At 66.5% G+C, this 18,659-nt stretch carries 14 protein-coding genes and 1 tRNA gene; 2 read left to right on the forward strand and 13 right to left on the reverse strand.

The annotated features are described in order from the left end of the window. Window positions 1–78: 78 nt before the first annotated feature. The 3 genes from fusA to rpsL are packed head-to-tail and all read right to left on the reverse strand — an operon-like array spanning window position 79 to window position 3,099. Window positions 79–2,220 (reverse strand): elongation factor G, encoded by a 2,142-nt coding sequence (gene fusA, locus AB6A66_RS16900; protein WP_371056809.1) that lies wholly within the window; start codon window positions 2,218–2,220, stop codon window positions 79–81. Between the two features lie 24 nt (window positions 2,221–2,244). Beyond that, a complete protein-coding gene (rpsG, locus tag AB6A66_RS16905; protein WP_371039379.1) occupies window positions 2,245–2,715 on the reverse strand; it encodes a 30S ribosomal protein S7 in 471 nt (156 codons plus the stop codon). A 12-nt stretch (window positions 2,716–2,727) separates the two neighbouring features. Next, the gene (gene rpsL / locus AB6A66_RS16910) at window positions 2,728–3,099 is read right to left on the reverse strand and encodes a 30S ribosomal protein S12 (protein ID WP_005980675.1); all 372 of its coding nucleotides are present in this window, start codon (window positions 3,097–3,099) and stop codon (window positions 2,728–2,730) included. Between the two features lie 347 nt (window positions 3,100–3,446). On the opposite strand from rpsL, the gene AB6A66_RS16915 reads away from it, so the two are divergent. Then, entirely contained in the window at window positions 3,447–4,268 is an 822-nt protein-coding gene (locus tag AB6A66_RS16915; RefSeq protein ID WP_371056810.1) for a glycosyltransferase, read from the forward strand. On the opposite strand, the gene AB6A66_RS16920 is transcribed toward AB6A66_RS16915, so the two are convergent. The 10 genes from AB6A66_RS16920 to AB6A66_RS16965 form a co-directional block, all read right to left on the reverse strand. Beyond that, a complete protein-coding gene (locus AB6A66_RS16920) occupies window positions 4,258–5,160 on the reverse strand; it encodes a DMT family transporter (protein ID WP_371056811.1) in 903 nt (300 codons plus the stop codon). The two genes, AB6A66_RS16915 and AB6A66_RS16920, sit on opposite strands and share 11 nt — an antisense overlap. A 276-nt stretch (window positions 5,161–5,436) precedes the next feature. Further along, window positions 5,437–9,678 carry a DNA-directed RNA polymerase subunit beta' gene (gene rpoC / locus AB6A66_RS16925; protein ID WP_371056812.1) on the reverse strand — a complete coding sequence of 1,414 codons (4,242 nt, stop codon included), beginning with the start codon at window positions 9,676–9,678 and terminating at the stop codon, window positions 5,437–5,439. Between the two features lie 91 nt (window positions 9,679–9,769). Continuing rightward, on the reverse strand, window positions 9,770–13,909 hold the full coding sequence (gene rpoB, locus AB6A66_RS16930) for a DNA-directed RNA polymerase subunit beta (RefSeq protein WP_371056813.1): 4,140 nt from the start codon (window positions 13,907–13,909) through the stop codon (window positions 9,770–9,772). Window positions 13,910–14,153: 244 nt separating this feature from the next. After that, window positions 14,154–14,537, reverse strand: a complete 384-nt coding sequence (gene rplL, locus AB6A66_RS16935) for a 50S ribosomal protein L7/L12 (RefSeq protein ID WP_371039384.1) — start codon at window positions 14,535–14,537, stop codon at window positions 14,154–14,156. A 72-nt stretch (window positions 14,538–14,609) separates the two neighbouring features. Continuing rightward, a complete protein-coding gene (gene rplJ / locus AB6A66_RS16940; RefSeq protein WP_371039385.1) occupies window positions 14,610–15,128 on the reverse strand; it encodes a 50S ribosomal protein L10 in 519 nt (172 codons plus the stop codon). A 259-nt stretch (window positions 15,129–15,387) separates the two neighbouring features. Continuing rightward, on the reverse strand, window positions 15,388–16,107 hold the full coding sequence (gene rplA / locus AB6A66_RS16945; RefSeq protein ID WP_371039386.1) for a 50S ribosomal protein L1: 720 nt from the start codon (window positions 16,105–16,107) through the stop codon (window positions 15,388–15,390). Further along, a complete protein-coding gene (gene rplK, locus AB6A66_RS16950; protein WP_371056814.1) occupies window positions 16,107–16,532 on the reverse strand; it encodes a 50S ribosomal protein L11 in 426 nt (141 codons plus the stop codon). Before rplK ends, rplA begins: the two co-directional genes overlap by 1 nt. A 106-nt stretch (window positions 16,533–16,638) precedes the next feature. Then, window positions 16,639–17,172, reverse strand: a complete 534-nt coding sequence (gene nusG, locus AB6A66_RS16955; RefSeq protein WP_371039388.1) for a transcription termination/antitermination protein NusG — start codon at window positions 17,170–17,172, stop codon at window positions 16,639–16,641. A gap of 201 nt (window positions 17,173–17,373) precedes the next feature. Beyond that, window positions 17,374–17,565 carry a preprotein translocase subunit SecE gene (secE, locus tag AB6A66_RS16960; RefSeq protein WP_371039389.1) on the reverse strand — a complete coding sequence of 64 codons (192 nt, stop codon included), beginning with the start codon at window positions 17,563–17,565 and terminating at the stop codon, window positions 17,374–17,376. Window positions 17,566–17,649: 84 nt separating this feature from the next. Further along, a tRNA-Trp gene (locus AB6A66_RS16965) sits at window positions 17,650–17,725 on the reverse strand. Window positions 17,726–18,281: 556 nt separating this feature from the next. On the opposite strand from AB6A66_RS16965, the gene AB6A66_RS16970 reads away from it, so the two are divergent. Further along, window positions 18,282–18,518 carry a hypothetical protein gene (locus AB6A66_RS16970; protein ID WP_371056815.1) on the forward strand — a complete coding sequence of 79 codons (237 nt, stop codon included), beginning with the start codon at window positions 18,282–18,284 and terminating at the stop codon, window positions 18,516–18,518. The last annotated feature ends 141 nt before the right edge of the window (window positions 18,519–18,659 follow it).

An 18,659-nucleotide genomic window follows, 5' to 3' on the forward strand; every position in this document is an offset into this window, starting at 1 on the left:
CAAACTTCTCTTTTGCCATCTCGGCCTCCTGTTCCTTTCGACGCGGGCGCAACCGGGGCGCGCCCGCGGATCATTGGGTTAAGCGTATTTCGACTGGATCTCGTCGGAGATGTTCTGCGGCACCGGCTCGTAGTGGTCGAACTGCATCGTGAACTGTGCCCGGCCCGAGGACATCGAGCGCAGGTTGTTGATGTAGCCGAACATGTTCGCCAGCGGCACGAAGGAGTCGATCACGATGGCATTGCCGCGGGGCGCCTGGCCCTGCACCTGGCCACGCCGCGAGGTGAGGTCACCGATGATGTTGCCGGTGTACTCTTCCGGCGTCACCACCTCGACCCTCATGATCGGCTCGAGCAGTTTCGCACCGGCCTTGCGCAGGCCCTCGCGCATGCACATCCGCGAGGCGATCTCGAAGGCGAGAACGCTCGAGTCCACGTCGTGGAACTTGCCGTCCACCAGCGCGACCTTGAAGTCGATCACCGGGAAGCCGGCGAGCGGACCGGAGTCCATCACCGACTGGATGCCCTTCTCGACGCCGGGGATGTATTCCTTCGGCACCGTGCCGCCGACGATCCGCGACTCGAAGCTGTAGCCCTCGCCGGCCTCGGTCGGCGTGATCTCCAGCTTCACCTCGGCGAACTGACCCGAGCCACCGGTCTGCTTCTTGTGCGTGTAGGTGTGCTCGATCTTCTGGCTGATCGTCTCGCGGTAGGCCACCTGCGGCGCACCGATATTGGCCTCGACCTTGAATTCGCGCTTCAGCCGGTCGACCAGGATGTCGAGGTGAAGCTCGCCCATGCCCTTCATGATCGTCTGGCCCGATTCCAGATCGGTCTCCACGCGGAAGGACGGGTCCTCTGCCGCGAGGCGCTGCAGGCCGGCCGACATCTTCTCCTGGTCGGCCTTGGTCTTGGGCTCGACCGCGATCTCGATCACCGGATCGGGGAAGGTCATCGTCTCCAGCACGACGGGCTTCGATGCATCGCAGAGCGTGTCGCCGGTCGTGGTCTCCTTCAGGCCGGCCAGCGCGATGATGTCGCCCGACCCCGCCCAGTCGATCTCCTCGCGGGAGTTCGAGTGCATCATCATCATGCGCCCGATGCGCTCGCGACGGCCCTTGGTGGAGTTCAGCACGCTGCCGCCCTTCTCGAGCAGGCCCGAGTAGATGCGGGTGAAGGTCAGCGAGCCCACGAACGGGTCGTTCATGATCTTGAACGCGAGCCCGGCGAAGGGCTGGTCGTCGCCCGGGCGGCGCTCCATGTTGCGGGTCTCGGTCTCGTCGTCCGGGGCGAAGCCCATGTAGGGCGGCACGTCGAGCGGGCCGGGCAGGTAGTCGATCACCGCGTTGAGCAACGGCTGGACGCCCTTGTTCTTGAAGGCGGAGCCCGCGAGCACCGGCACGAAGGACATGTTGAGCGTGCCCTTGCGGATGAGGCTGCGCAGGGTCGGAAGATCCGGCTCCTCGCCCTCGAGATACTTCTCCATCGCGTCGTCGTCCTGCTCCACGGCGATCTCGACGAGTTCGGCGCGCATCTCCTCGGCCTTGTCCTTGAGATCGTCGCGGATGTCCTGGATGACCCAGCTGGCGCCGAGATCCTCGCCCTTCCAGACCCATTCCTTCATGGTGACCAGATCGACGATGCCCTCGAGCTTGTCCTCGGCCCCGATCGGCATCTGGATCGGCGCGGGCAGGGCGCCCGTGCGGTCCTTGATCATGTGCACGCAGTTGAAGAAGTCGGCGCCGATCTTGTCCATCTTGTTGACGAACACGATGCGCGGCACCTTGTAGCGATCGGCCTGGCGCCAGACCGTCTCGGTCTGCGGCTCCACCCCGGCATTGGCGTCGAGCACGGCCACCGCGCCGTCGAGCACGGCGAGCGAGCGCTCCACCTCGATGGTGAAGTCCACGTGTCCGGGCGTGTCGATGATGTTGAAGCGGAACGACGCTTCCTTGGGCGTGTCGCCGTAGATGCCGGTCGGGTTCTTGCCGTCCTCGGTGCGGAACCAGAAGGTGGTCGTCGCCGCCGAGGTGATGGTGATCCCGCGCTCCTGCTCCTGCTCCATCCAGTCCATCGTCGCGGCGCCGTCATGCACCTCGCCGATCTTGTGGGACTTGCCGGTGTAGTAGAGAATCCGCTCCGTCGTCGTGGTCTTGCCGGCATCGATGTGCGCCATGATGCCGAAGTTGCGGTAGCGGTCGAGGGAGTATTCGCGTGCCATGGAATGGAGCCTCTGCGACAGGGGTTACCAGCGGTAATGGCTGAAGGCCTTGTTGGCCTCCGCCATCTTGTGGGTGTCTTCGCGCTTCTTCACCGCGGTGCCGCGGGAATTCACGGCGTCGAGCAGCTCGCTGGCGAGACGCTCTTCCATCGTGTGCTCGTTGCGCTTGCGGCAGGCGTCGATCAGCCAGCGCAGCGCCAGCGCCTCGCGGCGCTCGGGGCGCACCTCGACCGGCACCTGATAGGTCGCACCGCCCACGCGGCGCGAGCGCACCTCGACCGACGGCTTGATGTTCTCGATCGCCTCGTGGAAGATTTCCACCGGCGCGCGCTTCACCTTGTTCTCGACACGGTCCAGCGCGTTGTAGACGATCCGTTCCGCGACCGACTTCTTGCCGTCGATCATCAGGTTGTTCATGAACTTCGTCAGAACCCGGTCGCCATACTTGGCGTCGGGAAGGATTTCGCGCTTTTCCGCTCTGTGACGACGGGACATCCTTTAATCCTCTTACTTCGGGCGCTTCGCGCCGTATTTCGAACGGCGCTGCTTGCGGTCCTTGACGCCTTGCGTGTCGAGCACGCCGCGCAGGATGTGGTAGCGCACACCGGGAAGGTCCTTGACACGGCCGCCACGGATCAGGACCACCGAGTGCTCCTGCAGGTTGTGGCTCTCGCCCGGGATGTAGCTGATCACCTCGTAGCCGTTCGTCAGGCGCACCTTCGCCACCTTCCGCATCGCCGAGTTCGGCTTCTTCGGCGTGGTGGTGTAGACGCGCGTGCAAACCCCCCGCTTCTGCGGGCACTGCTCCAGGTGCATCGACTTGGAGCGCTTCACTTTGGGCTGCCGCGGCTTGCGGATCAGCTGCTGGATCGTAGGCATATGGGTCTTTTCCCCGTCTCCGTGTCTTCATCAATGCGCGGGCGTCCCCGCGCGAGTTCCGTGTCCGGCGCGCGCCTCGCCCGCTCAAAACGCAAAAACCGCATTCAGCCCCCTCTGCCGGGGCCGACGCGGTGGGTTTCCAGAGGATCGGGGCGAACGCGCCCGGATCGTGGCCACATGAGTCCTGATGCCGGCGGCGGGGAATACCCCTGTGCCGAGATGCCGGGCGTATACGGGGAGTCGCGGGGGTTGTCAACAGCACCCCGCCGCCGCTTGTCCCCGCGCCCGGGCGCTGCCACTCTGGCGCACTGAAACGGACCCGGGCGGCGAAGGGACGCGATACCGACATGCAGGCGATCGGGCTCTGCCGCTTTTCCTACCCCGCGATCGGCGGCTTCCAGGTCGAGCACGACAACTTGCGCGCACGGCTCGACTATCTCTACGCGCCGGACCGGATGGAAGAGCGTTTCCGCCTCTTCGAAACCGTGGCGCTGCCGTCGCTGCGCGCCCAGACCGATCCGGCCTTCGATCTCGTGGTCGTCGCGGGCGACAGCCTGCCCGCGCCCCATCTCGCGCGCCTGCGCGCGGCGCTGAAGGACCTGCCGCAGGCGCAGCTCCGGCTCGAGCCGCCCCGGCGCCACCGCGCGGCGATGAAGGATCTGCTGCAGGCGGCGCGGCGGCAGCCGGACCGGCCCTGTCTGCAGTTTCGCTTCGACGACGACGATGCCGTCGCCGTCGATTTCGTGGAGAAGCTCAAATCGGCCGCGGCCGAATGCCGGGACCTGCTCGCGGCGCACCGTTCGGTCGCCATCGACTTCGCGAGCGGCTACCACGCGGCGTTCGGCCCCGGGGGCATCCGCGCCGCAGCGCTCTTCAGGCCCTATTACACCGCGGCGCTCGGAATGTCGGTGCGCGGCGGCGATACGCGGACGATCATGAACTTCGCCCACCACCGCATCCATCGCTTCATGCCGGCGATCTGCTTTCCCGAGCCGGCGATGTTCGTGCGAGGCCTCGGCCGCTTCAACGACTCGCGCGCGGGCGTGCCCTGGCCCGCGGATCTGCGCCCCCTTTCGGCTGCCGAGGAAGAGACGTTCCGCGCGCGCTTCGCCCTCGACGCGGATGCCATCCGGCGGGCCTTCGCCGGGGAGCACGGCGCTAGCGGCTAGGCGGAACGACGGGGCGGGCCCGCCGCGCCAGGCGCGCCTCGCGGAGCATCGTGTAGATGCCTGTCGCCGCGATGATCGCCGCGCCGAGCAGCGTCAGCGGCGCCGGCCAGTCGCCGAAGACGGCCCAGCCCAGCACCAGCGCCCAGAGCAGCCCGGTGTAGCGGAAGGGCGCGACGACGGCCACCTCGCCCACCCGCATCACGAGCACGCTGCAAAGATAGCCCCCCATGATGAAGACCGCCGAGGCACCGATCAGGCCGGCCTGCCGCCCTGTCACCGCGGTCCAGCCCTGACCCAGCCCCGCGAGCGCGGCGAAAAGGGTCACGCCGGCGGCGGCGGCAAGGGTCACCGTCAGCGAGGGCACCGCCGAGGACATCCGCCGCGTGGCCAGATCCCGCACCGTGACCATCGCCACCGCGACCAGCGCGTAGCCGGCGTAAAGGTTGAACCCCTCCGGCCCCGGCCGGACGATGAGCAGCATGCCAGCGAAGCCCACGAGAATGGCGGTGAGCCGCCGCCAGCCGATACGCTCCCCGAAGACCAGCGCCCCCCCGAGAGCGACGGTCAGGGGCAGCACCTGCAGGATCGCCGTGACGTTGGCGAGCGGCATGTTGATGAGCGCGGTCAGGAAGAAATAGGCCGCCCCCACCTCGCAGCCGGTACGCAGCAAGACGAGCGCCCCGTCGCGACCGGAAAGCCGCAGCTCGATCCGCCTCAAGCGCCAGGCCAGCAGGCCGATCAGGGTCGTCGTCGCGAGCCCCCGCAGGAACAGGATCTGCATGAGCGGCAGTTCGTCGCCCACCACCTTCACGAACGTGTCGTTGATGGTGAACGAGGCCATCGAAGCCATCATCAGAAGCGCGCCGCGCGCGTTGTCGGTAAGCACTGGCATGGCCGGCGGCACTCCCGCTGTTTCCGGACGCATCGGAACAGCGGTAGCGCCGCGCGGCCGGGCCGTCGAGACCTCGCCATCGTCCCGCACCCGAAGGCCGGCCACCTCGCCATCGCCGCCCCGAGGCCCCCGGAAACGCCCCCGGCAAGCGCCGCGGGGATTGCGCGGCGACCGGCTGCGGCAAGGTCGAAGATCCGGAAGAACGAAAAAGGCCCCCGCCGGGGCGGGGGCCTTCTTGCTGTGCTCGATGCGGCGCCCGGTCTTGGCCGGACGCAATCACTCCTCGCGGCTCTCGGGCGTCTCCGACGCGTCGCTGCCGGTCTCGTCGCCGAAGACGTCCTCGGCCGGCGCGGCCAGCGCCGCGGCGGCTTCCGCCTCTTCCCGGCGCGCCTCGATCACGATGTTGTCGCGCTCCTGCGCGACCCTGCGCACGCGCTGCGTGGCCCCGCCGGTACCCGCCGGGATCAGGCGCCCGACGATGACATTCTCCTTGAGCCCCACGAGCTTGTCGCGCTTGCCCTGCACCGATGCCTCGGTCAGGACCCGTGTCGTCTCCTGGAAGGAAGCGGCAGAGATGAAGCTGCGCGTCTGCAGCGACGCCTTGGTGATCCCCAGGAGGATCGGCTCGCCCTGGGCCGGGCGCCCTCCCTTCCTGATCGCCTTCTCGTTCGCGGCCTCGAACTCGGCCTTGTCGACGTGCTCTCCCTTGAGAAGCGTGGTCTCGCCGGAATCGAGGATCTCCCATTTCTGCAGCATCTGGCGGACGATCACCTCGATGTGCTTGTCGTTGATCTTCACGCCCTGCAGGCGATAGACGTCCTGCACCTCGTCCACCATGTAGTTGGCCAGCGCCTCCACCCCGAGAATGGCGAGGATGTCATGCGGCGCGGGATTGCCGTCCATGATGTAATCGCCCTTCTGGATGAAGTCGCCCTCCTGCACCGGGACGTGCTTGCCCTTGGGAACCATGTATTCCACGGGTTCGAGATTCTCGTCCGCGGGCTCGATGGTGATCCGGCGCTTGTTCTTGTAGTCGCGCCCGAACCGGACATAGCCGTCGATCTCGGCGATGATGGCGTGATCCTTGGGCCGCCGCGCCTCGAAGAGTTCGGCCACGCGCGGCAGACCGCCGGTGATGTCCTTCGTCTTCGCGCCCTCGCGGGGGATCCGCGCGACCACGTCGCCGGCCTGGATCTTCTGGCCGTCCTCGCAGGACAGGATCGCATCCACCGACATCGGGTAGGTGACCGGGTTGCCCTGGTCGTTGCGCACGGGCTCGCCGGCCTCGTCCACGAGGATGATCTCGGGCTTGAGGTCGTTGCCCTTGGGAGCGGCGCGCCAGTCGGTGACGATCTTCTGGGTCATGCCGGTGGCCTCGTCCGTCTCCTCGCGCACGGCGATGCCGTTCACGAGGTCGTGGTGCTTGGCGATACCGTCCTTCTCGGCAATGATCGGCAGGGTGTAGGGATCCCACTCGAAGAGCTTCGCGCCCCGCTCCACCTTCTGGCCTTCCTCGACGAAGAGCTTCGTGCCGTAGCCCAGCTTGAAGCTCGCCCGCTCCTCGCCCTGCTCGTCGCGGATCAGCAGCTTCATGTTGCGGCCCATCACGAGGATTTCCTCCGAGGCGTTCTCCAGCGTGGAGGCGTTCTCGAAGGCGATGGTGCCGGCCTGGCTCGCCTCCTGGAAGGACTGCTGGCCGCCGGTCGCCACGCCGCCGATGTGGAAGGTCCGCATCGTCAGCTGCGTGCCCGGCTCGCCGATCGACTGCGCCGCGATGATGCCCACCGCCTCGCCGGCGTTGACCATCGTACCGCGCGCGAGGTCGCGGCCGTAGCACATGGCGCAGACGCCCTCTTCGGCCTCGCAGGTCAGCGGGCTGCGGATGCGCGCGCTGGCCACGCCCTCTTCGTCGATCCGGTCCGCCTGCCGCTCGTCGATGAGTTCGCCCGCGCGGGTGATGACCTCTTCGCCGCCGGGCACGACGATGTCCGCCGCGGCCACCCGGCCGAGGACGCGCTCGCCGAGCGAGGCGACCACCTCGCCGTCGTTCACCGCCGGCTCCGCGAGGATCGACAGATCCGTGCCGCAATCCGTCATCCGGACGATGCAGTCCTGCGCGACGTCCACGAGACGGCGGGTCAGGTAACCCGAGTTCGCCGTCTTGAGCGCGGTGTCGCTGAGGCCCTTCCGCGCGCCGTGGGTGGAGTTGAAGTACTCCAGAACGGTGAGGCCTTCCTTGAAGTTCGAAATGATCGGTGTCTCGATGATGTCGCCGTTCGGCTTGGCCATCAGGCCGCGCATGCCGCCGAGCTGCTTCATCTGCGTGACCGAGCCCCGCGCGCCCGAATGCGCCATCATGTAGACGCTGTTGGGCTCGACCTCGGCACCGTTCTCGTCTCGCTGGTTGGCCGAGATCGCGGACATCATCGCCTCGGTCACGCGGTCGTTGCACTTCGACCAGGCGTCCACGACCTTGTTGTACTTCTCGCCCTGGGTGATCAGGCCGTCCATGTACTGCTGTTCGAAGTCCTTCACCTGCTCGCGCGTGTCCTCGACGATGGACCACTTCTGCTCGGGGATGACCATGTCGTCCTTGCCGAACGAAATCCCCGCGCGGAACGCCTCGCGGAAGCCGAGCGTCATGATCTGGTCGCAGAAGATGACTGACTCCTTCTGGCCGCAGTAGCGGTAGACGGTGTCGATGACCTGCTGCACCTCCTTCTTGCGGAGCAGCCGGTTCACGAGCTCGAAGGGCGCCTTCGCGTTGAGCGGCATCAGCTGGCCGAGGCGGACGCGACCAGGGGTCGTGTCGTGAAGCTGCCAGACCTCGCTGCCTTCCTCGTCGATCTGCTTGATCCGGCACTTGATCTTGGCGTGCATGTGGACCGAGCCGGTATCGAGCGCGAACTGCACCTCGTCGGGGTGGGCGAAGACCATGCCCTCGCCCTTCATGCCCTCACGCTCCAGCGTGATGTAGTAGAGGCCCAGGATCATGTCCTGCGAGGGCACGATGATCGGCGCGCCGTTCGCAGGCGACAGCACGTTGTTGGTGCTCATCATGAGCACGCGCGCCTCGAGTTGCGCCTCGAGCGACAACGGCACGTGCACGGCCATCTGGTCGCCGTCGAAATCGGCGTTGAAGGCCGCGCAGACCAGCGGGTGAAGCTGGATCGCCTTGCCCTCGATCAGCACGGGCTCGAAAGCCTGGATGCCGAGGCGGTGCAGTGTCGGCGCACGGTTGAGGAGGACAGGATGTTCCCGGATGACCTCGTCGAGGATGTCCCAGACCTCCGGCCGCGCCTTCTCGACGAGCTTCTTGGCCTGCTTCACGGTCGAACTCAGGCCCTTCGCCTCCAGCCGCGAGTAGATGAACGGCTTGAAAAGCTCGAGCGCCATCTTCTTGGGCAGCCCGCACTGGTGCAGCTTGAGCTCCGGGCCGGTCACGATGACCGAGCGGCCGGAGAAGTCGACCCGCTTGCCCAGCAGGTTCTGACGGAAGCGGCCCTGCTTGCCCTTCAGCATGTCCGAGAGCGACTTCAGCGGCCGCTTGTTCGCGCCGGTGATGACACGGCCGCGGCGGCCGTTGTCGAAAAGCGCGTCCACGGATTCCTGGAGCATGCGCTTTTCGTTGCGCACGATGATGTCGGGCGCGCGCAGCTCGATCAGCCGCTTCAGGCGGTTGTTGCGGTTGATGACCCGGCGATAGAGATCGTTGAGGTCCGACGTGGCGAACCGGCCGCCATCGAGCGGCACGAGCGGGCGCAGCTCCGGCGGGATGACCGGGATGACCGTCATCACCATCCATTCGGGACGGTTGCCCGACTCGAGGAAGCTCTCGACGACCTTGAGACGCTTGATGATCTTCTTGGGCTTGAGCTCGCCCGTGGCCTCGGCCAGGTCGGCGCGCAGGTGCTCGGCCTCGGATTCGAGGTCGATCGCGGCCAGCATCTCGCGGATCGCCTCGGCGCCGATATTGGCGGTGAAGGCGTCCATGCCGTACTGGTCCTGCGCGTCCATGAACTCTTCCTCGGTCATGAGCTGACCGTAGGAGAGATCGGTGAGGCCCGGCTCCGTGACGACGTAGTTCTCGAAGTAGAGGATCCGCTCCAGGTCACGGAGCGTCATGTCGAGCATCAGGCCGATGCGCGAGGGCAGCGACTTCAGGAACCAGATATGCGCGACGGGCGCGGCCAGTTCGATGTGGCCCATGCGCTCGCGCCGAACCTTCTGCAAGGTGACCTCGACGCCGCATTTCTCGCAGACGACGCCGCGGTACTTCATGCGCTTGTACTTGCCGCAGAGGCACTCGTAATCCTTGATCGGGCCGAAGATGCGCGCGCAGAACAGGCCGTCCCGCTCGGGCTTGAAGGTGCGGTAGTTGATGGTCTCGGGCTTCTTGATCTCGCCGTAGGACCACGAGAGGATCCGCTCCGGGCTCGCCAGCGAGACGCGGATCTCGTCGAAGACCTTGGTCGGGGTGAGCGGGTTGAACGGGTTGTTCGTCAGTTCCTGGTTCATGTCGTGACCTCAAATCCTGCGGGGAAGTTGGAGCGGGCGGAAAGGCGCTTCGAAGCGCCTTTCCAAGCGCCTTCCAAGGCGCTTCGGGCCGTCATTCCTCGTCTTCCTCCGCGTCCAGGAGTTCCATGTTGAGCCCGAGACCCCGGACCTCCTTCACCAGCACGTTGAAGGATTCCGGCACACCGGCCTCGAAGTTGTCCTCGCCCTTGACGATCGACTCGTAGACCTTCGTGCGGCCTGCCACGTCGTCGGACTTCACCGTCAGCATCTCCTGCAGGGTGTAGGCCGCGCCGTAGGCTTCCAGCGCCCAGACCTCCATCTCGCCGAAACGCTGGCCGCCGAACTGCGCCTTGCCGCCCAGCGGCTGCTGGGTCACGAGGCTGTAGGGCCCGGTCGAGCGCGCGTGGATCTTGTCGTCCACGAGATGGTGCAGCTTGAGCAGGTACTTGACCCCCACCGTCACCGGCCGCGCGAACTGCTCGCCGGTGCGCCCGTCGAAGAGGACGGACTGGCCGCTTTCGCTGAAGCCCGCCCGCACGAGCGCGTCGTTCACGTCGGGTTCCTTGGCGCCGTCGAAGACGGGCGTCGCGATCGGCACGCCGCGGGTGACGGTCGAGGCCGCCTCGACGACGCGCTCCTCGTCCATCCCGGCGATACCCTCCTCGTAGACGTCGTCGCCATAGGCCAGGCGCAGAGCCTCGCGCACCGGCGTCAGGTCGCCGGTGCGGCGGTAGTCCTGAAGCGCGTCGTCGATCCTGAGCCCGAGGCCGCGCGCGGCCCATCCCATGTGCGTCTCGAGGATCTGGCCCACGTTCATCCGGCTGGGAACGCCGAGCGGGTTGAGCACGACATCCACCGGCGTGCCGTCCTCGAGGAACGGCATGTCCTCCATCGGGACCACCTTCGAGATGACGCCCTTGTTGCCGTGGCGGCCGGCCATCTTGTCGCCGGGCTGCAGCTTGCGCTTCACCGCGACGAAGACCTTGACCATCTTCATCACGCCCGGCGGCAGGTCGTCGCCGCGGCGGACCTTCTCGACCTTGTCCTCGAAGCGCGCGTCGAGCTGGCGCTTCTGCGCCTCGTACTGCTCATGCAGCGCCTCGACGATCTTGGCGTCCTCCTCGTCCTTGAGGGCGAGTTGCCACCACTGCCCGCGCGACAGGCCCTCGAGCAGCTCCTCGGTGATCTCGGAGTTGGCCTTCACGCCTTTCGGACCCTTCACGGCCGTCTTGCCGAGGATCATCGACTTCAGACGCGCGTAGATGTTGCGGTCGAGGATCGCGAGCTCGTCGTCCCGGTCGCGGGCGAGGCTCTCGATCTCCTCGCGCTCGATCTGGAGCGCGCGCTCGTCCTTCTCCACGCCGTGACGGTTGAAGACGCGCACCTCCACCACGGTGCCGTAGTCGCCCGGCTTCACCCGCAGCGAGGTGTCGCGCACGTCCGACGCCTTTTCGCCGAAGATCGCGCGCAGGAGCTTCTCCTCCGGCGTCATCGGGCTTTCACCCTTGGGCGTGATCTTGCCCACGAGGATGTCGCCCGGTTCCACGTCGGCGCCGATGTAGACGATGCCCGCCTCGTCGAGGTTGCGCAGCGCCTCCTCGCCCACGTTGGGGATGTCGCGGGTGATCTCCTCGGGGCCGAGCTTGGTGTCGCGGGCGGCGACCTCGAACTCCTCGATGTGGATCGAGGTGAACACGTCGTCGCGCGCGATGCGCTCGGAGATCAGGATCGAATCCTCGTAGTTGTAGCCGTTCCAGGGCATGAAGGCGACGACCACGTTCTTCCCGAGCGCGAGTTCGCCCATGTCGGTGGACGGGCCGTCGGCGATCACCTCGTTCTTCGTGACCCGGTCACCCACCTTCACCAGCGGACGCTGGTTGATGCAGCTGTTCTGGTTCGAACGCTGGAACTTGCGCATCCGGTAGATGTCGACGCCCGGGTCGCCGGGCTCGAGGTCGTCCGTGGCGCGGACCACGATCCGCTCCGCGTCCACCTGGTCGATAATCCCGGACCGGCGCGCCATGATCGAGGCGCCCGAGTCGCGCGCCACGATCTCCTCGATTCCGGTGCCCACCAGCGGCGCCTCGGCCTGCAGAAGCGGCAGGGCCTGACGCTGCATGTTCGAGCCCATAAGCGCGCGGTTGGCGTCGTCGTTCTCGAGGAACGGGATCAGCGAGGCCGCGACCGAGACGAGCTGCTTGGGCGACACGTCGATGAGATCCACGCTCTCGTTCGGCGCGAGCGTGTAGTCGCCCGCCTGCCGCGTGGACACCAGGTCGTTCACGAACCGGCCGCCCTCGTCCAGCTTCGCGTTGGCCTGCGCGATGGTGTGGCGCATCTCCTCGGTGGCGGACATGTAGACCACATCCTCGGAGACCTGGCCCTCGTGCACCTTGCGGTAGGGCGTCTCGATGAAGCCGTACTTGTTCACCCGCGCGAAGGTCGCCAGCGAGTTGATGAGGCCGATGTTCGGGCCTTCCGGCGTCTCGATCGGGCACATCCGGCCGTAATGCGTGGGATGCACGTCGCGCACCTCGAAGCCCGCGCGCTCACGCGTGAGGCCGCCGGGCCCGAGCGCCGAGAGGCGGCGCTTGTGCGTCACCTCGGAAAGCGGGTTGGTCTGGTCCATGAACTGGGAGAGCTGCGAGGAGCCGAAGAATTCGCGCACCGCGGCCGCGGCGGGTTTCGCGTTGATCAGGTCCTGCGGCATGACCGTGTCGATCTCGACCGAGGACATGCGCTCCTTGATCGCGCGCTCCATGCGCAGAAGACCGACGCGGTACTGGTTCTCCATCAGCTCGCCGACCGAGCGCACCCGGCGGTTGCCGAGGTGGTCGATGTCGTCGATCTCGCCCTTGCCGTCGCGCAGTTCCATCAGCGCCTTCACGCAGGCCACGATGTCTTCGCGGTCGAGCGTGCGCTGGGTGTCCGGCTTTTCGAGATCGAGACGCATGTTCATCTTCACGCGCCCGACGGCCGAGAGGTCGTAACGCTCCGCGTCGAAGAACAGCGTATCGAAAAGCGCGCTCGCGGCCTCGACCGTGGGCGGCTCTCCCGGGCGCATGACGCGATAGATGTCCATGAGCGCGGTATCGCGGTTCATGTTCTTGTCCATCGCCATGGTGTTGCGGATGTAGGGCCCCACGTTCACGCCATCGATGTCGAGAACCGGGATCTCGGTGATACCCGCGTCCAGAAGCGTCTTCAGCGTGCCGCCCGTGACGGTGCCGTCCTTGTCCGTCTCCCAGGTGAGCTCGTCGCCCGCCTCGACGTGGATGGCGCCGGTTTCCTCGTCGATGATGTCCTCGGCCACGAACTTGCCCAGGATCTGCTCGAACGGCACGAGCAGATCGGTGACCTTGCCCTCGTCGATGAGCTGCTTGACCGCCCGCGGCGTGACCTTCTTGCCGGCCTCGGCGATCACCTCGCCGGTCGCGGCATCCACGAGATCATGCGAGGGCCGCGTGCCGCGCACGCGCTCGGGGAAGAACTTCGTCTCCCAGCCCTCGCCCTTGCGCAGCGTGTAGCTGACCGTGTCGTAATAGGCCTTCATGATGGCCTCCTGATCCATGCCGAGGGCATAGAGCAGGGTCGTCACCGGCAGTTTCCGGCGACGGTCGATGCGGGCGTAGACGATGTCCTTGGCGTCGAACTCGAAATCCAGCCAGGAGCCGCGGTAGGGAATGATGCGGCAGGCGAAGAGAAGCTTGCCGGAGGAATGCGTCTTGCCCTTGTCGTGGTCGAAGAACACGCCGGGGCTGCGGTGCATCTGGGACACGATGACCCGCTCGGTGCCGTTGACGACGAAGGTGCCGTTATGGGTCATGAGCGGCATGTCGCCCATGAACACGTCCTGCTCCTTGATGTCCTTCACCGACTTCGCGCCGGTGTCCTCGTCCATGTCGAACACGATCAGGCGCAGCGTGACCTTGAGCGGCGCGGCATAGGTCATGTCGCGCTGCTGGCATTCCTCCACGTCGTATTTCGGCCGCTCGAGATCGTAGCTGACGAATTCCAGCACCGCCGTCTCGTTGAAGTCCTTGATCGGGAAGACCGACTGGAAGACGCCCATCAGGCCTTCGCCCTCCTGTGGCGACGGTCCGTCGCCGGAGTTCAGGAACAGGTCGTAGGAACTCTTCTGAACCTCGATGAGGTTCGGCATCTCCAGCACTTCGCGGATCTTGCCATAGTACTTGCGCAGTCGTTTCTGGCCGAGGAAGGATTGAGCCATGAGCCGTGCCACCTTTCGTTTCTCACCGGGCGCGTTCGCTGCCGGGGCCACAGGCCCGCGCCCAACCGAGACGGCGTGATCGCGATCCATTCCCGGCCCCCGTCCCACCGCGGGGCCTCCCGATCGCCTGAACCTCGCCTTGGAAAGGCCCGCGGACCGGGCCTTGCCGAGACAGGTTCGGCCGGGCCCGGTTTCCCGGGCCCAGCCTTCAGAGATGCGCGCCCCATGCGGAGCGGGCGTCCTGTTACTTGAGCTCGATCTCGGCGCCGGCCTCTTCGAGCTTCTTCTTGATCTCCTCGGCCTCGTCCTTGGAGACCTGCTCCTTGACGGCCTTGCCACCGGCTTCCACCAGCTCCTTGGCCTCCTTGAGGCCGAGACCGGTGATCGCGCGCACTTCCTTGATCACGTTGATCTTGGACGCGCCGGGCGACTTCAGGATGACGTCGAACTCGGTCTGCTCCTCTTCGGCCGCACCGCCGGCGTCGCCGCCCCCGGCCGGAGCCATCATCACCGCGCCGCCGGCGGCGGGCTCGATGTCGTACTCGTCCTTGAGGATTTGCTTGAGTTCCTGTGCCTCGAGAAGCGTGAGGTTAACGATCTCTTCGGCGAGTTTTTTCAGATCAGCCATTTCGTGACTCTTTCCGTATCAATGTGTGTCCAGCGTCGGGCATCCGCCACGACAAGGGTTTTTCGGGTTGCCTTACGCGGCTTCGGCCTTCTCTTCGATGGTCGAAAGGATGCTCGCGATGTTGGAAGCAGGCGCGCCGATCGCACCGGCGATGTTGGAAGCGGGTGCGCCGATACAGCCGACGATCTGCGCGATGAGTTCCTCGCGCGACGGCATTTTCGACACGGCCTCCACACCGGCCCGGTCCAGAACCGTCTCTCCCATCGCCCCGCCAAGGACCTCGAGCTTCTTGTTGCCCTTGGCGAAGTCCTCGACCACCTTGGCGGCTGCCACGGGGTCTTCGGAGTAGGTGAGCACGGTCATGCCCGTAAGAAGGTCCGCGATGCCTGCGCACGGCTTCCCCTCGAGGGCGATCTTGGCGAGCCTGTTCTTGGCGACGCGCACGGAACTCTGACCCGCGCGGGCGCGGGCACGAAGATCCTGCATCTCGGCAACCGTGAGACCCTCGTAGTGGGCAACCACCACGACGCCAGAGCTTTCGAAGATCTGGCCGAGTTCCTCGACCACTTTCTCTTTCTGGGCTCTATCCACAGTTTCACTCCAAGTTTGAAGGGGGTCCCCCCTCCGGCTCTGTTGCACCGCCGCCCGGACAAGCGCCCGGAAGACGGCCTTCGGGTCCGTGTCAGGGTCCCGAGGCCTCGATCGCCCGAGGGGGGTCTGCCCGCCCGGAAATCTCGTCTCGTTCCCCATCTCGGGAAGGACTTAACGGGTTTCCCCTGCCCTCCGTCTCGGACAGGACGGGGCCCGGCCGGCCCCGCCACCCGGCGCGCCCGAAGGCACGCCGAATTCCTTATTCCGCGGCTGCGGCCGCCGGCCCGCTCATGGCGGAGCCCACATCGACGGAGATCCCCGGCCCCATCGTGGAGCTGAGGGAAATCTTCTTGATGTAGGTGCCCTTGGCACCCGCCGGCTTCGCCTTGGCCACCGCGTCCACGAAAGCGCGCAGGTTCTCGGCAAGCTGGCCGTCGTCGAAGGAGGCCTTGCCGATGCCCGCATGAACCACGCCGGCCTTTTCGGCCTTGAATTGCACCTGGCCGCCCTTGGCGTCCTTGACCGCCTGCGCCACGTCCATCGTCACCGTGCCCACCTTCGGGTTCGGCATAAGGTTGCGCGGGCCGAGGATCTTGCCCAGCCGGCCGACCACGGGCATCATGTCCGGCGTCGCGATGCAGCGGTCGAAATCGATCGCGCCACCCTGGATCGTCTCCATCAGATCCTCCGCGCCCACGATGTCGGCGCCGGCCTCCTTGGCCTCGTCCGCCTTCGCGCCGCGCGCGAACACCGCGACGCGGGTTTCCTTGCCCGTGCCGTTGGGCAGGCTGACGACGCCGCGCACCATCTGGTCGGCGTGGCGGGGATCGACGCCGAGGTTCATCGCGACCTCGACCGTCTCGTCGAACTTGGCCGAAGCGTTCGCCTTGACGAGCGCGAGAGCCTCCTCGACCGCGACATCTTCCTTGCCGGCGAGAGCCTCGCGGGCGGCGCGGGTGCGTTTACCAAGCTTCGCCATCACTTCACCTCGATGCCCATGGAGCGGGCGCTGCCGAGGATGATCTGCATCGCGTCCTCGATGGTGTTCGCGTTGAGGTCCTTCATCTTGGCCTCGGCGATTTCCTTGACCTGGGCCGCGCTGACCGTGCCGGCGGTGCCGCGACCCGGGGTCGCGGAGCCGGATTTCACCTTCGCGGCCTTCTTGAGATAGTAGGACGCCGGCGGCGTCTTGATCTCGATGGTGAAGGACTTGTCCTGATAGTACGTGATAAGGGTGGGGCAAGGCGCACCTTGCTCCATGTCCTGCGTCTTGGCGTTGAACGCCTTGCAGAACTCCATGATGTTGATGCCGCGCTGACCCAGCGCGGGACCGACCGGCGGCGACGGATTCGCCTGCCCGGCAGGCACCTGAAGCTTCATCTTGCCTGCGAGTTTCTTGGCCATCTGGCCCTCTCTCCTTTCCAACACCCGGACCGGCGCGCCGGCCGGGCTTTCGCGTCGTGTGGTCCGGCCGGGTCGCCGCGGCGCCCGAACCTCCCACGGTTCGCACTCAGCCCTGTTTGGTGACCTGAGTGAATTCCAGATCGACCGGGGTTTCCCGGCCGAAGATCGACACCATCACCTTCAGGCGCTGGTTCGACTCGTCCACCTCCTCGACCATGCCGTCGAAATCCTCGAACGGGCCGTCGTTCACCTTCACCTTCTCGCCCACCTCGTAGTGGATGAGGGTGCGCGGCGCCTCTTCGCCCTCCTGAACGCGGTTCAGGATCGCGTTCACCTCGGCGTCGCGCATGGGCATCGGACGGCCCTGCGGCCCCAGAAAGCCGGTGACGCGATTGATCGAGTTGATCAGGTGATACCCCTTGTCCGACATCTCCATGCGGACGAGCACGTAGCCCGGCATGAAGCGGCGCTCCGCCGTCACCTTCTTGCCGCGCCGCACCTCGATCACTTCCTCGGTCGGAACGAGCACTTCCTCGATCTCGTCCTCGAGACCGGCCTCGGCGGCGGCTGTCTTGATCTGCTCGGCGATCTTCTTCTCGAAATTGGAAAGAACGCTCACCGAATACCAGCGTTTCGCCATGCTGCCTCAGCCCTTGTCACGACCCGGCAAGGCCGGGAATTCACAGTATGATCCGGCCTTCTGACCGTGTCCTTCCGGAAAACAAAAGCGGCGCGCAACACGAATCGCCGCACGCCAATTTCCGGAGGTTGACGTGCGTCCTACCCCTCGCGGCGCGAAGTTGCAAGGGCCGGGCGCGCCATGGCCGGCACGCCCGGCATGTCAGTTGAACATGCCCAGAAGCGCCGTCAGCCCGCTTCGGATCGCAAGATCCACGAGCCCGAAGAAGATCGCCGTCAGCGTCGCCATGATGAAGACCATGATCGTGGTCAGGACCACCTCGCGGCGCGTCGGCCAGACCACCTTTGCGATCTCTGCGCGGGTCTGCTGGATGAACTGCAACGGGTTGGCCATGGCGCGCGGACCTCTTTCCTCGGACGCGGGGGATATACGGGGTGCGGCGGCGGCCTGCAAGGGCGGTGTGCCCACCCGAAGGAATGGCAGGGGCAGCAGGGCTCGAACCCGCGACCTACGGTTTTGGAGACCGTCGCTCTACCAACTGAGCTATACCCCTCCGGCCGGGGTCATCCTCTATGCGCGCAGCCCCCGCGATGCAAGCGGGAATCGCCCGTATCGCGTCAGCTCCGGCGCCCGGCGCCGCAGGGGGCCGGCTCTTGCGACCGGAGGGGGACGGCGCGGCGCAGCGATGACATGCCCCTCACCCCGTCGGGAGCCTGGCGCCGTGTGAGGCTCGCGCCGGCGCGAACCGGCTGAAACAAAACGCCCAGCACGTTTCTTTGAACGCCGTGCGATCGCGCCCGGGCTCACGCGCGCCGCCCGGCCCCGTGACCAGCTCGTGAAAGCGCCGGCCCCTGCCGCACAGGGTCCTGCCGGCAGCGCCGGCATACCGTTGCGCACGCTGGAGCCCGGGGGATCACGTCAAGCCCAAATCCCCGTGCCCGGGAAGCGATGGAGGCGTGATTTCCCCGGCGCGCCGGGATGGCGNGAGGCGTGATTTCCCCGGCGCGCCGGGATGGCGCAGATTGCGGGGCGTCGGCGGCGGACACGCCCCGGCGGAACCCCTGAAAGCCCCGGAGCGGGCAAACACCGAACGACGAAAGGAAAGACCCATGACCCGTATTTTCGCAATCGCCGCCCTCGCCCTCGCAACCGCCGCGACCGCGGCCGCGGCGATGGCCCCCAGCAGCGCGCAGCTTCGCCAGATCGAGCGTCACGCCCCCGCCGGCGCCGATCTTTCGGTGCTGTCCCATTCGGACACGCTGCGGATCCTCGGCCAGATTTCGAGCGCGGACAACGCGGGCGAGATCCGGCGTTTCATCCGGGCTCGGCTGCGCGATGCGAGCTGAGGCCGCAGCATCGGACCGGCTTTCGCAGCAACATTCGCCGCGCGCGCATCGGCCGCACGGCGGATCCGGCCCCTCGAACGACGAAACCCCCGCCGCAAGGACGGGGGTTTCACGAGCTCGGGACCGGGCATCTTTCCCGGC

It is taken from the genome of Rhodosalinus sp. K401 (genome assembly GCF_041365735.1).
In the GTDB taxonomy this organism is placed as follows: Bacteria; Pseudomonadota; Alphaproteobacteria; order Rhodobacterales; family Rhodobacteraceae; genus Rhodosalinus.